We start from the raw sequence: 12,717 nt of genomic DNA, 5'->3' as shown, positions 1-12,717 counted from the left end.
CCCTGGTGGGGGGCCTCTGCCTCAGCTGTCGTAGTCTATCACATGCCGAAGCTGCTTCTCGTATTCCAGCGCCTTGCCGGTGCCAAGCGCCACACAATTGAGTGACTGATCGGCGATGGAGATCGACAGCCCCGTCTGCTCGCGCAGCGCAAGGTCGAGGTCCCCCAGCAGCGCACCGCCGCCCGTCAGCATCACGCCGCGGTCGACGATATCGGCAGCGAGGTCGGGCGGAGTGGCCTCCAGCGCGATCATCACCGCTTCGCAGATCTGCTGCACGGGTTCGGCCAGCGCCTCGGCGATCTGTGCCTGGTTGATCTCGATCTCTTTCGGCACGCCGTTCAGCAGGTCGCGCCCGCGGATCAGCATGCTGGCGCCGCGCCCGTCATCTGGCATCCGCGCCGTACCGATGGATGTCTTGATCCGCTCGGCCGTGGCCTCGCCGACCAGAAGGTTCTGGTTGCGGCGCAGATAGCTGATGATCGCCTCATCCATGCGGTCGCCGCCGACGCGGACCGAGCGGGCATAGACGATGTCGCCGAGCGAGAGCACCGCGACTTCCGTGGTGCCGCCGCCGATATCCACGACCATGCTGCCCGTCGGGTCGGTGATCGGCATCCCCGCGCCAATCGCCGCCGCAATCGGTTCGGCAATCAGCCCGGCGCGGCGTGCGCCGGCCGACAGCACCGACTGGCGGATCGCCCGTTTTTCCACCGGCGTCGCGCCATGCGGCACGCAGACGATGACCTTGGGCTTGGTAAAGGTGGTGCGTTTGTGGACCTTGCGGATGAAATGCTTGATCATCTCCTCGGCCACGTCGAAATCCGCGATGACACCATCCCGCATCGGGCGGATCGCCTCGATGCTGCCGGGCGTGCGGCCCAGCATCAGCTTGGCATCCTCGCCGACCGCAAGCACCTGCTTCTTGCCGTCCTTGACGTGATAGGCCACGACCGAGGGTTCATTCAGGATGATCCCCCGTCCCTTGACATAGACCAGCGTATTCGCGGTCCCAAGGTCAATTGCCATGTCCGACGAGAACAAGCCCCCAAACCATCCCATATGTATTTCCTGCTGCCAGCCCCGCCGGCCCGCGACTCGCGTTCCGCGCGCGGACCAAGGCCCCTTATAGGCAGGCGCGGCGCAGGGCGAAAGGCCCCGCACCGCGCCCATAGGCGGCAATTCGCGCTTGTGATGCGCCCTATCCGGCCGAACGGTAGCTGACCGCCTTCACATCGGCATCGGGCGCCGACTTCTCGCGCCGCACCCGCAGCCGGTTCAGCGCGCCGACATAGGCCTTGACGCTGGCCAGGATCGTGTCGGTATCGGCGGCTGACCCGGTGACGATGCGGCCGTTCTCCTCCATCCGAACGCTGACGGTGGCCTGCGCATCGGTGCCCTCGGTCACGGCATGGACCTGATACAGCTGCAACCGCGCCTCATGCGGGAACAGGGTGCGCACCGCGTTGAAGGCCGCATCGACCGGCCCGTCGCCGGTGGTGGAGGCCGATTGCTCGGTGTCCCCCACCAGCATCCGCAGTTCTGCCGTCTGCGGGCCTTCGGTGCCGCAGACCACGCGCAGGAACTTCACCTGCAGGTAATCGCTGTCGGTATTGGCCGCAGAGTCGGCCATCAGCGCGATCAGATCCTCGTCATAGATTTCCTTCTTGCGGTCGGCCAAGGCCTTGAAGCGCACGAAGACGTCGTTCAGCTGGTTGTCCGCCAGCTCGATCCCCAGATCGGCCAGTTTGGAGCGCAGCGCCGCCCGCCCCGAATGCTTGCCCATGGCGATATTGGTCTCGGTGATGCCGATATCCGCCGGGCGCATGATCTCGAAGGTCTCGACATTCTTCAGCACCCCGTCCTGATGGATGCCGCTTTCATGCAAGAAGGCGTTCTTGCCGACGATGGCCTTGTTGAACTGCACCGCAAAGCCCGAGACCTGGCTGACGCGGCGCGACAGGTTCATGATCTTGGTGGTGTCGATGCCGGTGCTGTAGGGCATGATGTCCTGCCGCACCTTCAGCGCCATCACCACCTCTTCCAGCGCGGTATTGCCGGCGCGCTCGCCGAGGCCATTGATCGTGCATTCGATCTGCCGCGCGCCCGCTTCCACCGCCGCCAGGCTGTTGGCCGTCGCCATGCCCAGATCGTTATGGCAATGGGTGGCAAAGATCACCTGATCGGCGCCCGGTACCCGCTCCAGCAACATGCGGATCAGGGCTGCACTTTCGCGCGGGGCGGTATAGCCCACGGTGTCGGGGATGTTGATGGTGCTGGCCCCGGCCTTGATCGCGGTCTCCACCACGCGGCACAGATAGTCATGCTCGGTCCGCGTCGCGTCCATCGGCGACCATTGCACGTTGTCGCACAGGTTGCGGGCGCGGGTGACCGTCTCATGGATGCGCGTCACCATGTCGTCCTGGCTCAGCTTCGTGATGTCGCGGTGCAGGGGCGAGGTGCCGATGAAGGTATGGATGCGCGGCTGGCGGGCATGGCGGATCGCCTCCCAGCAGCGGTCGATATCCTTGTCATTGGCGCGGGCCAGCCCGCAGATGACGGAGTTTTTCGCCTGTTTGGCAATCTCGCTGACGGCGGCGAAATCGCCTTCGGAGGCGATGGGGAAGCCGGCCTCGATGATGTCGACGCCCATCTCGTCCAGCAGGGTGGCGATCTCCAGCTTCTCGGCATGGCTCATGGTGGCGCCGGGGGACTGCTCGCCATCGCGCAGGGTGGTGTCGAAGATCAGCACACGGTCAGCAGCGGCAACGGCGCCCGGCGCGGGGGACTTGGTCGTGTCGGTCATGGGAAATCTCTCTCGGATTCAGTCTGCTTCTGTCTCTGGGTCCGGCGCTTGTCACCTCCGAGCGGTCGCGCCGAAAGGCACGCTCAGAGGCGGCTAAGAAGAAGCTGGGCGCGGGGGAGCAGGGCGCGGATCGCGCTAGGGGTCGAGGTGATGTGCATGTCCCGTGCCATGCGGGGGACTATAGGGGGATTTCGGGAAAGGAAAAGGGGGTTTTGCGCCTCGCCTTTTTCTTCCGGCGCGATCAGGCGGCTTGCCAGTGGCAAGCCGACCGCGCCGGTTGCCCGGAGGCGCAAGCCGCAGGGCAAGGGGGGTGAAGCTTGGTCCGGAGGGTGCCAAATTCTGATGGGACCGCCCCGGTGGGCACGAATGTGCCCGCCAAGGGGGGGCGGGCACATCAGAATTTCGTCGACGGCCGAAATTCTGAAGAAGGCCGGGGTAGCGCTTGGGGCTCAGGAGAACCAACCGAACTCAAGGCACTCACCCGGCTGGTGTGATTGCCACAACGCCCCTGCAATGATCCACGCCCCACCCCCCTGCGTAAAAATCAAAACGGGGAGCACAAAACATGCGGTCACTGGTCATAGGCGCCTCAGGCGGCATCGGCGCCGCCCTCGCCAAATCCCTCGCCACCCGCGGCGAGGTCGTCGCCCTCTCCCGCACCTCCCACGGCCTCGAGATCACCGACGAGGCATCGGTCGCCGAACACCTCGGCGCCCTGAGCGGCAGCTTCGAACTCATCTTCACCGCCACCGGCGCGCTCGGCACGCCCGAGAAAGCCTTGCGCAGCCTCACCGCCGGCGAGCTCCTCTCGCAAATGGCGATCAACGCCCTCGGCCCGGCGCTGGTGCTGAAACACGCCCTCCGACTGATGCCAAAGGACCGCCGCTGTGTCTTCGCCGCGCTCTCGGCCCGGGTCGGCTCCATCGGTGACAACGCCCTCGGCGGCTGGCATTCCTACCGCGCCTCCAAGGCCGCGCTGAACCAGCTGCTGCATGGCGCCGCGATAGAAATTTCGCGCAGCCACCCGCAAGCCATCGTCGCCGCCCTGCATCCCGGCACCGTGGCCACGCCCTTCACCGAGGGCTACGGCCACGACAAGCACAGCCCCGCCCGCGCCGCGACCGACCTGCTGGCGGTGCTGGACGGTCTGACGCCTCAGCACTCAGGCGGGTTCTTCGACTACTCAGGCGCGACCGTGCCGTGGTGAGGGCGCAATTCCCGAGTGCTTCACTTTACATACGATATCCGCATGGGTCCTGTATGGGTTCTGCATAGCCTTGGGTCAGGCCTGAGCTGCCCCCACGCCCCGCCGCCGCGACAGCCACAGCGCGTTGCCGGTGATCGCCGCCAGCAGCAGCGCGCCGCCCGCAAAGGTGCCCGCACTGGCGGTTTCCCCCAGCAAGGCCCAGACCCAGAGCGGCGCCAGCAGCACCTCGATCAGCCCCAGCAAAGCCAGCTCGCCAGCCGGCACCGCCCGGCTTCCGGCGGTGTAACAGGCCATCCCGAACCCCAGCACCAGCGCCCCCATCGCCATCGCGATCAGCGCATCCCGCGCCGGCACCAGCACGCTATCCCCTTGACCCCACAGCACAATTGCCGCCACGGCCATCGAGGCCAGCCCGCCCAGGAACACCCCCGAGGCAAGGTCCAGCGCCCGTGCATGGCGCACCGCCAGCGTGAAGGCCGAGAAGCCCGCAGCCGACACCAGCGCCGCGATGTTGCCATCCCCCGCGCCAATCGCCAGCCCCTCGCGCACCATCACGAAAATCCCCAGCGATGCCAAGGCGATAGCCACCCATGTCGCCGGCTGCACGGGCTCTTTCAGCACCGGCCAGGCCAGGATCGCGGTGAAGAGGGACGCCGCCGAATAGAGGAAAATCGCATTGGCCACCGTCGTCGCCTGCAAGGCATAGATCGCCCCGGCAAAGGCCGCAACCAGCCCCGCCGCCGCAATCGCCCCCGCCCAACCGCTTGATTTCAAACGCGCAAACGGCGCCCCGCCGGACCGGCGTGACAGCACCCAGAACAGCACCGGCACCATCCCGGCGGACCGCCAGAACAGCACCTGCCAGGTATTCGCCTCGTCGATCAGCCGGATGATCAGCCCCATCAGCGACCAGAGCACCCCCGCCAGCACGACAAGGCCTATCCCGGCCCGGTAGGTCACTGGCTGCATCTGCGGGGCACTCCAAGGGGTTACGCCCCAAACTTGCGGCAGCGCAGCCCCCCGTCTGTCCCGCCTGCGCCGCCCCCATGTCGGGATCAGCCCTCGCGCAGCCATCCCGGCGCATAGGTGACCGTCTCGCACCCCGAAAACCGCGCCAGCCGGCCCAGTTCCGCCTCCAGCCGCGCCAGCCTTTGCCGGCCGAATTTCACAGCGTTTTCAGGCCATAAGGCGGCGACCTGCAACTGCCCCTCGGCCCGCTTGGCCCGCGCGTCGATGCGCCCGACCAGCCGGTCCCCCTCCAGCAGCGGGAACACGTAATAGCCATAGCGCCGCTGCGCCTCGGGCACGAAAATCTCGATCCGGTAGTGAAAGCCGAACAGCCGCTCCGCCCGCGCCCGGTCCCGCAGCGCCGGGTCAAACGGCGACAGCACCCGCAGCCGCGCCGGTGCCTCCGGCAGCCCGGCCGCCTCCGCCACCACCCCCGGCCGCGCGAAACTGCGGCGCAGCACCCCGTCCGCGCCCTCCACCGCGATCTCTTCGATCTGCCCCCGCGCCAGCGCCGCCGCGGACCAGGCCCTCGCCTCCGCCGGCGTCACCTTGGCCCAGAAGGCCGCAATCTCGCCCGAGGTCGCAAAGCCGAGCCGGTCCAGCGCGGCATTGCAGGCCCAGTCGATGGTCTCGGCCTCGGGCAGGTGCGTGGTCTCGGGGTACACCCGCTCCGCAAGGTCATAGACCTTGGCAAAATTCTCGCGGCGCGACACGGCCAACTGCCCGGTGCGCCACAGAAATTCCAGCGCGGTCTTGGAGGGATGCCAGTTCCACCAGCCCGGCCCCTCGCCTTGGGGACGCTCTTCGCCAAGGCTGACCTCGCCGCTGGCGACGGGGCCATTCGCAGCGATATGGGCCAGAATATCCGCCAGCCGCGCCTCGAACTCCGGGCCCTGCCAGCTGCGATAGCGCTCGCGGATCCGCGTCTCATCCCGCAGGAACCTCAGCCGCCAATGCGGCAGGAACGCCATCGGTATCACCGCCGCGTCATGGGTCCAATGCTCGAACAGATCGCGCCGACGCTCCAGCAACGGCCGCAGGTTCTCGGGCCGGTAAGCAGGGCGGCGCGACCACAGGATCATGTGATGCGCGCGTTCCACCGTATTGACGCTGTCCACCTGCACGAAGCCAAGCCGGTCGATCAGCGCCAGCAGGTCATCGCTCTTGGCCGGCCCCGCCGCAGGCTCTGCCAGCGCGTGGCGGTGCAGGAACAGCCGCCGCGCATCGGCATTGCGCAGGACGGGTGTCATGCCTCAGCCCCAGGTCCGGTCCAGCACCGCGAGCCAGTTCTTCCAGGCCAGCTTCTCGATCAGCGCCTCGCCATAGCCATGGGCGCGGAACGCCTCCAGCAGATGCGGCAGGCCTGCCACATCGCCGATGCCCTGCGGAATGGTGGCGCCGTCGAAGTCGGACCCAAGGCCGAGGTGGTCTTCCCCCAGAACCGACAGCAGATGGTCCATGTGCTTCAGCACCGGCTCCCAGCCGATATCGGCGCTTTGCTTGCCATCCTCGCGCAGGAAGGAGGTGGCGTAGTTCAGCCCGACCATCCCCTTGCTCTCGGCAATCATCCGCAACTGCCGGCCGGTCAGGTTGCGGGTGGAGCGGGTGACGGCATGGGCGTTGGAATGGGTGGCGACCAGCGGCGCGTCCGAAAGCGCCGCCACATCGTTGAAGCCGGCCTCGTTCAGGTGGCTGAGGTCGATCATGATTTTCAAGGCGTTGCACTCGGCCACCAGCCGCTTTCCGGCGTCCGTCAGCCCCGGCCCGGTATCCGGCTCGCCCGGAAAGCGGAAGGGCACGCCATGGCCAAAGACCGTGGGGCGCGACCAGACCGGGCCAAGGCTGCGCAGTCCCGCCGCGTGCCAGACATGCAGCGCGTCCAGATCCTCGCCGATCGCCTCGGCGCCCTCCATATGCAGGATGGCGGCGATCTTGCCCGCCTCCATCGCCGCGCGGATATCGGCGGTGCTTCGGCAGATGGCCAGCGCGCCCGTCCGCTCCATCCACATCAGATGCCCCACCATCGCCATCGCCACCGGCATCGCCGCCGTATCGCCGATCAGGTCGGGCAGCGGCAGGTCATAGGGCGGGTTGTTCATCAGCGCCTCGTAATCCGGCGCGTCATGGGCCTTGGGCGAGGGGATGTAGACGGCAAAGAACCCGCCCACGAAGCCGCCCGCTTTCATCCGCGGCAGGTCGAGATGGCCCTTGCCCTCGCCCGTCAGCCAGATCGCCTCGCGCTCGGCGGGGTTGCGCAACAGGCGCAGCAGGAAGTCGTTATGGCCATCGAAAACGGGGGTCAGGGTCATGATGCGGCTTTCGTATATCCGTGCGAGGCGGTGAGGAGTTGGCGGGTATAATCGGTGGTGGCGGCGCGGGCGCGCAAGGCGCCGCGGGTCAGTTCCTCGACAGCCTGGCCGTGCTGCATCACCATCAGCCGGTCGCACATATGCGCCACGACGGCGAGGTCATGGCTGACCATCACATAGGTCAGCCCGCGTTCGGTGCGCAGCCGGTCCAGCAGGTTCAGCACCTCGGCCTGGATCGAGGCGTCGAGGGCGCTTGTCGGCTCGTCCAGCAGCAGCACCCGCGGCTCGAGGATCAGGGCCCGGGCCACGGCCACGCGCTGGCGTTGGCCGCCAGACAGCTGGTGTGGATAGCGGAAGCGGAACGAGGGGCCGAGGCCGACATCGGTCAGGGCCTGTTCCACTCGCGCCTCGCGGTCCGTGAAGCCGTGGATCGCCAGCGGCTCCGACAGCACCCGGTCGACGGTGTGGCGGGGGTGCAGCGAGGCATAGGGGTCCTGGAACACCATCTGCACGCGGCGGTAGAAGTCCGCCCGGCGCGGGGAGGTCAGTTCGCTGCCGCCCAGAAGGATGCTGCCCTCGCTGGTCGGCGCCAGCCCGCAGATCGCCCGCAGGACGGTGGATTTGCCCGACCCGCTTTCGCCGACGATGCCGTAGCTCTCGCCCTCGGCCACCTTCAGCGTGACGCCCCGCACCGCCTGCACGGCATCGGGGCCCGCGCCGAAGGTGACGTGCAAGTTCCGGATGTCCAGCAGCGCGCTCATAGTGCCCAACTCGCGTCGCGGGTCATGGTCGGCAGGGGGCGCGTGTCGTTGTCGATCTTGGGCAGGCAGTTCATCAATCCTTGCGTATAGGGATGCTGCGCCCGGTCGAGTTCCGACGCCTTCAGCTCCTCGACCACCCGGCCCGCATACATCACCAGCACCCGGTCGCAGAAACTGGCGACAAGGCGCAGATCGTGGCTGATGAAGATCAGCCCCATGCCGCGATCCGTCACCAGCGCGTCGAGGATGCGCAGCACCTCGATCTGCACCGTCACGTCCAGCGCGCTGGTCGGCTCGTCGGCGATCAGCAGGTCAGGCTCCGTCACCAGCATCATGGCGATCATCGCGCGCTGGCCCATCCCGCCCGACAGCTCGTGCGGATAGGCGCGGAACACGCGTTCGGGGTCGCGGATCTGCACCGCCTCGAGCATCGCCATCGCGCGGGCCTTCTTCTCGGCACGGCTGGAGCGGCCGTGGAAGGCCAGCGCCTCCATGATCTGGCGGCCGATGGTCATCACCGGGTTCAGGCTGAACTTGGGATCCTGCATCACCATCGACATCCGCCCGCCGCGCAGGGCGCGCCATTGCTTGGGGCTGGCGCTGCGCAGGTCGATCCCGTCGAATTCCAGCCGTTTGGCGGTGGCGGTGCCGGGCGGCGGGGTCAGGCCCAGAAGGGCGCGGCCGGTCTGCGACTTGCCCGACCCGCTTTCGCCGACGATGCCAAGCCGCTCGCGGCCGAGGGTGAAGCTGACGCCGCGCACCACCTCGGACGGGCCCTGCCGCGTCGGGAAGGTGATGCGCAGGTCTTCGACTGTCAGAAGGGCGCTCATTTGCGGGCTTTCGGGTCAAGGACGTCGCGCAGGCCGTCGCCAAGGAAGTTGAACCCCAGCGAGACCACGAAGATGGCAAGGCCCGGCATCGTCACCACCCACCACTGGTCGATGATGAAGCGCCGGCCCCCGGCGATCATCGCACCCCATTCGGGCTGGGGGGGCTGTGCGCCGAGGCCTAGAAAACCTAAGCCTGCCGCCGTCAGGATGATCCCGGCCATGTCCAGCGTCACCCGGATGATGACCGAGGACAGGCACAGCGGCACCACGTGCCCCCAGATGATCCGCACCGGGCGCGCCCCCTGCAGGCGGATGGCGTTGATGTAATCGGTGTCGCGGATCGTCAGCGTCTCGGCCCGCGCCAGCCGCGCATAGGGCGGCCAGGAAGTGATGGCGATGGCGATGATCGCATTCTCGATCCCCGGCCCAAGTGCCGCCACGAAGGCCAGCGCGAGGATCAGCCGCGGGAAGGCCAGGAAGATGTCGGTCACGCGCATCAACACGGTATCGACCCAACCGCCGAAATAGCCCGCGGTGGTGCCGACCAGCAGCCCGATGGGCGTGGCGATCACCGCGACCAGCGCCACCACCATGAGGGTGATGCGCGAGCCGTGGACGAGGCGCGAGAAGATGTCGCGCGCCTGTTCATCGGTGCCCATCAGATGCGTCAGCGAGGGCGGCAGCAGCCGTTCTGTCCGCAAATCGCCACCGACGATCGGGTCATAGGGCGCGATGACATTGGCCAGCAGCGCGACGACGACCAGCGTCACTACGATGGCGAGGCCGATCATCGCCAGCGGATTGGCCCGCAGCGCCAGCCAGGTGCGGTAGCCTTGGCCCAGACGGGCCTGACGGCGCGAGGCGGGCTGTTCGGACAGCAGCCATTCGCGGCGGGAGAATGTGGCGGTCATGCGCGCCTCCGGGTTCTGGGCCTCATCCGCGACGCCTCACACGAGGGTCAAGGAGGGTGTAGAGAAGGTCGGACAGCAGGTTCAGCCCGACGAAGACCACGCCGATCACCAGCGTGCCGCCAAGCACGGCATTCATGTCGGCGTTCTGCAGGCTGTTGGTCAGGTATTGGCCAAGGCCCGGCCAGGCGAAGACGGTCTCGGTCAGCACCGATCCCTCCAGCAGGCCCGCATAGGACAGGGCGATCACCGTCACCAGCGGCACCGCGGCATTGCGCAGCGCATGGACCCAGATGATCCGCCATTCCGGCACGCCCTTGACGCGGGCGGCGATGACATATTCCTGCGCCAGTTCGTTCAGCATGAAGCTGCGGGTCATGCGGCTGATATAGGCCATCGAGAAATAGCCCAGAAGCGAGGCGGGCAGGATGATATGCGAGAAGATGTTGCCGAACGCCGCCCATTTGCCCTGCATGGCGCTGTCGATCAGCAGAAGGCCGGTGGCGGGGGTGATGTCATATTCATAGCTGATGTCGATGCGCCCCGGCCCGGCAACCCAGCCGAGCTTGGCGTAGAAGATCAGCAGCCCCAGAAGGCCCAGCCAGAAGATCGGGGCGGAATAACCGATGAGGCCGACGACGCGCACCACCTGGTCCGCCAGCCGACCCTGCTTGACGGCCGCCAGCACCCCCAGCGGCACGCCGAGGATGGTGCCGAGGATCACGCCGAAGGTGGCAAGCTCCAGCGTGGCCGGAAAGACGCGCATGATATCGTCTAGGATCGGACGCTTGGTCATGAAGCTGTCGCCGAAATCGCCGGTGAACACCTTTTGCAGGTAAATCCAGAATTGCTGGATCAGCGGCTTGTCGAGCCCCAGTTCGATATAGACCCGGTCATACACGGCCTGGCTGGCGCGGTCGCCCACCACCGACAGCACCGGATCGACGGGCACGACGCGGCCGATCAGGAAGGTGACGAACAGCAGGCCCAGGAAGGTCAGCGCGACCGAGGCGAGCAGCTTGACGGCCTTCCACGCGAAGGGGAGGGCGCGGCTGCGCCCTCCGGTCTTTGTTGCGCCAGACATCAGTCTTTGGTGACGTTGGCGAAGGAGTTGTCCTGGAACGACGGCCCGATGACGAAGCCGCTGACGTTCTTGCGATGCGCCATGACTTCGATTTCCTGGAACATGATCACGAAGGGCGAGACGGCCTGATGCTCTTTCTGCAGCTCGATATACATCTCGGCGCGCTTGTCCGCGTCACCCTCGAGCACGGCGGCATCGGCCTTGGCGGTCATCTCCGGGATGTCCCAGGCGTTGCGCCAGGCCAGCGGCTTCGACGCCGCATCATCCGAGTTGTCGGGGTTGCGCGCGAAGGTATCGGCGTTCGTGTGCGGGTCCTGATAGTCCGGGCCCCACTGGCCGATATAGATGTCATGGCTGCGGGCGCGGTACTTGGTCAGGGTCTGGCCGCCATCGCCGGGGATCAGTTCCAGCGTGATGCCGGCCTGCGCCATCGTGCCCTGGATCGCCTCGGCAAGGCTGGTGATCTCGGGTGTGTTGCGGGTGTCCATGGTGACGGTAAAGCCGTCGGGCAGCCCGGCCTCGGCCAGCAGTTCCTTGGCCTTCTCGACGTTCAGGCTGTAGGGGTTTTCCTCCAGCACGCCCAGGAAGCCCTTGGGCAGGAAGGCCTGGTGAACGGTGACGCGGCCCTTCATCAGCGTGTCTGCGATGGTCTCGTAATCCACCAGCCATTTCATCGCCTCGGCGACCTCGGGCTTGGCGAGGTTCTCGTTCTTCTGGTTCAGGCCCATGTAGTAGATTGAGCCCTTGACGCCATCCTCGACCACCAGATCGGGGTTCGACGACATCGCAGTGATCTCATCGGGGCCAAGGTCGCGGGCGATGTCGATGTCGCCCTGCTCCAGCAAGATCCGCTGGGTGGCCGGTTCCGGGATGTGGCGATAGATGACGCGGGCCATCTCCGGAGCGTCGCCCGAATAGTTCGGGTTGCGCTCCATCACCACGACCTCGTTGGCGCGCCATTCGCGGATGGTGAACGGGCCCGAACCGGCATAGCCGGTCTTCAGCCAGTTATAGCCGAAATCGCCATCGACCTCATTTTCCTGCACCAGCTTCATGTCAACGACAGAGGCGACGTTGGCGGTGAGGCAATAGAGCACGAGCGTCGGCGCATAGGCCTGATCCATCTCGAATTCGAAGGTGTAATCGCCGGTCTGGCGGATCATCTGGTCGACGTTGTCGGCGGTGAAGCCGAACTGCGTGAGGATGAACGCGGGCGACATGTCCATCTTCACGGCGCGGGTCAGCGAATAGACGGCATCTGCGGCGGTGATCGGGTTGCCGCTGGCGAAGGTGCGGCCTTCCTTGATCTTGAAGCTCAGCGTCTTGCCGTCTTCGGAAACTTCCCAGCTTTCCGCGACCTTGCCGCTGATGTCCGACACGTTCATCGGATCATAGCCGATCAGCGTTTCATAGCTGTTCCCGGCGATCTCGCCGGCGGTGAATTCGAAAAGTTCGGCGGGGTCGAGCGAGATGACGTCATCGATCGACCAGGCCATGATCAGCGTGTCGGCGGGCGTCTCGGCCCAGGCCGCGGGCGCGGCGACGGCGGTAAAGCTCGCAACCGTGGCGGCGAGCCACTTCGTCTTGTGAAACATGGATGCATCCTCTGTTGGACTGGCTCGTCCCCGCGACCTTCAGGACGTCGGGCGGCACAAGTGTGATTAACCGCTTGGTAAAAAACGAAGTCAAGACCCGCGGCCCGGCGATCTGCCGCATTTTGTGGCAATCCGCCGCGCCGTCGGGGAAGCCGCGCCGGACTGCCTGAAGCTTCGGCAGCGGAGGAACGCGGGGATGTTTTGGTGGGATG

At 66.5% G+C, this 12,717-nt stretch carries 11 protein-coding genes; 1 reads left to right on the top strand and 10 read right to left on the bottom strand.

All coding sequences use genetic code 11. From position 1 onward, the window contains the following. Window positions 1-21 precede the first annotated feature (21 nt). Both Q8S30_RS13750 and Q8S30_RS13745 read right to left on the bottom strand, forming a co-directional pair. Window positions 22-1,059 (bottom strand): rod shape-determining protein, encoded by a 1,038-nt coding sequence (locus Q8S30_RS13750; RefSeq protein WP_305666574.1) that lies wholly within the window; start codon window positions 1,057-1,059, stop codon window positions 22-24. A gap of 139 nt (window positions 1,060-1,198) precedes the next feature. Next, the gene (locus tag Q8S30_RS13745) at window positions 1,199-2,803 is read right to left on the bottom strand and encodes a 2-isopropylmalate synthase (protein ID WP_305666573.1); all 1,605 of its coding nucleotides are present in this window, start codon (window positions 2,801-2,803) and stop codon (window positions 1,199-1,201) included. 565 nt (window positions 2,804-3,368) lie between these two features. Between Q8S30_RS13745 and Q8S30_RS13740 the strand changes: the two genes are divergently transcribed. Next, window positions 3,369-4,010, top strand: a complete 642-nt coding sequence (locus Q8S30_RS13740) for an SDR family NAD(P)-dependent oxidoreductase (protein WP_305666572.1) — start codon at window positions 3,369-3,371, stop codon at window positions 4,008-4,010. A gap of 75 nt (window positions 4,011-4,085) precedes the next feature. Here Q8S30_RS13740 and Q8S30_RS13735 read toward each other — a convergent pair whose 3' ends face one another. The 8 genes from Q8S30_RS13735 to Q8S30_RS13700 form a co-directional block, all read right to left on the bottom strand. Further along, a complete protein-coding gene (locus tag Q8S30_RS13735; RefSeq protein ID WP_305666571.1) occupies window positions 4,086-4,979 on the bottom strand; it encodes a DMT family transporter in 894 nt (297 codons plus the stop codon). An 86-nt stretch (window positions 4,980-5,065) separates the two neighbouring features. Then, a complete protein-coding gene (locus Q8S30_RS13730) occupies window positions 5,066-6,268 on the bottom strand; it encodes a winged helix-turn-helix domain-containing protein (RefSeq protein WP_305666570.1) in 1,203 nt (400 codons plus the stop codon). 3 nt (window positions 6,269-6,271) lie between these two features. Beyond that, on the bottom strand, window positions 6,272-7,327 hold the full coding sequence (locus Q8S30_RS13725) for a dipeptidase (protein WP_305666569.1): 1,056 nt from the start codon (window positions 7,325-7,327) through the stop codon (window positions 6,272-6,274). Beyond that, window positions 7,324-8,088: an ABC transporter ATP-binding protein gene (locus Q8S30_RS13720; protein WP_305666568.1), complete on the bottom strand. Its 765-nt coding sequence runs from the start codon at window positions 8,086-8,088 to the stop codon at window positions 7,324-7,326. The genes Q8S30_RS13725 and Q8S30_RS13720 overlap by 4 nt, the downstream gene beginning before the upstream one ends. Continuing rightward, complete coding sequence (locus tag Q8S30_RS13715) at window positions 8,085-8,918, bottom strand: ABC transporter ATP-binding protein (RefSeq protein WP_305666567.1); 834 nt, start codon at window positions 8,916-8,918, stop codon at window positions 8,085-8,087. The genes Q8S30_RS13720 and Q8S30_RS13715 overlap by 4 nt, the downstream gene beginning before the upstream one ends. Continuing rightward, window positions 8,915-9,829: an ABC transporter permease gene (locus Q8S30_RS13710; protein ID WP_305666566.1), complete on the bottom strand. Its 915-nt coding sequence runs from the start codon at window positions 9,827-9,829 to the stop codon at window positions 8,915-8,917. Before Q8S30_RS13710 ends, Q8S30_RS13715 begins: the two co-directional genes overlap by 4 nt. Before the next feature lie 22 nt (window positions 9,830-9,851). Continuing rightward, complete coding sequence (locus tag Q8S30_RS13705; RefSeq protein WP_305666565.1) at window positions 9,852-10,910, bottom strand: ABC transporter permease; 1,059 nt, start codon at window positions 10,908-10,910, stop codon at window positions 9,852-9,854. After that, window positions 10,910-12,505 (bottom strand): ABC transporter substrate-binding protein, encoded by a 1,596-nt coding sequence (locus tag Q8S30_RS13700; protein WP_305666564.1) that lies wholly within the window; start codon window positions 12,503-12,505, stop codon window positions 10,910-10,912. Before Q8S30_RS13700 ends, Q8S30_RS13705 begins: the two co-directional genes overlap by 1 nt. Between the last annotated feature and the right edge of the window lie 212 nt (window positions 12,506-12,717).

Source organism: Frigidibacter sp., assembly GCF_030695035.1.
Lineage (GTDB): Bacteria > Pseudomonadota > Alphaproteobacteria > Rhodobacterales > Rhodobacteraceae > Frigidibacter.
This window is presented reverse-complemented; position numbering and strand designations above follow the sequence as displayed.

Coding starts and splice junctions, on each gene's coding strand:
- Q8S30_RS13745 (WP_305666573.1), bottom strand. CDS start 2,803: ATGACCGACACGACCAAGTCCCCCGCGCCGGGCGCCGTTGCCGCTGCT.
- Q8S30_RS13700 (WP_305666564.1), bottom strand. CDS start 12,505: ATGTTTCACAAGACGAAGTGGCTCGCCGCCACGGTTGCGAGCTTTACC.
- Q8S30_RS13715 (WP_305666567.1), bottom strand. CDS start 8,918: ATGAGCGCCCTTCTGACAGTCGAAGACCTGCGCATCACCTTCCCGACG.
- Q8S30_RS13735 (WP_305666571.1), bottom strand. CDS start 4,979: ATGCAGCCAGTGACCTACCGGGCCGGGATAGGCCTTGTCGTGCTGGCG.
- Q8S30_RS13705 (WP_305666565.1), bottom strand. CDS start 10,910: ATGTCTGGCGCAACAAAGACCGGAGGGCGCAGCCGCGCCCTCCCCTTC.
- Q8S30_RS13730 (WP_305666570.1), bottom strand. CDS start 6,268: ATGACACCCGTCCTGCGCAATGCCGATGCGCGGCGGCTGTTCCTGCAC.
- Q8S30_RS13720 (WP_305666568.1), bottom strand. CDS start 8,088: ATGAGCGCGCTGCTGGACATCCGGAACTTGCACGTCACCTTCGGCGCG.
- Q8S30_RS13710 (WP_305666566.1), bottom strand. CDS start 9,829: ATGACCGCCACATTCTCCCGCCGCGAATGGCTGCTGTCCGAACAGCCC.
- Q8S30_RS13740 (WP_305666572.1), top strand. CDS start 3,369: ATGCGGTCACTGGTCATAGGCGCCTCAGGCGGCATCGGCGCCGCCCTC.
- Q8S30_RS13725 (WP_305666569.1), bottom strand. CDS start 7,327: ATGACCCTGACCCCCGTTTTCGATGGCCATAACGACTTCCTGCTGCGC.
- Q8S30_RS13750 (WP_305666574.1), bottom strand. CDS start 1,059: ATGGGATGGTTTGGGGGCTTGTTCTCGTCGGACATGGCAATTGACCTT.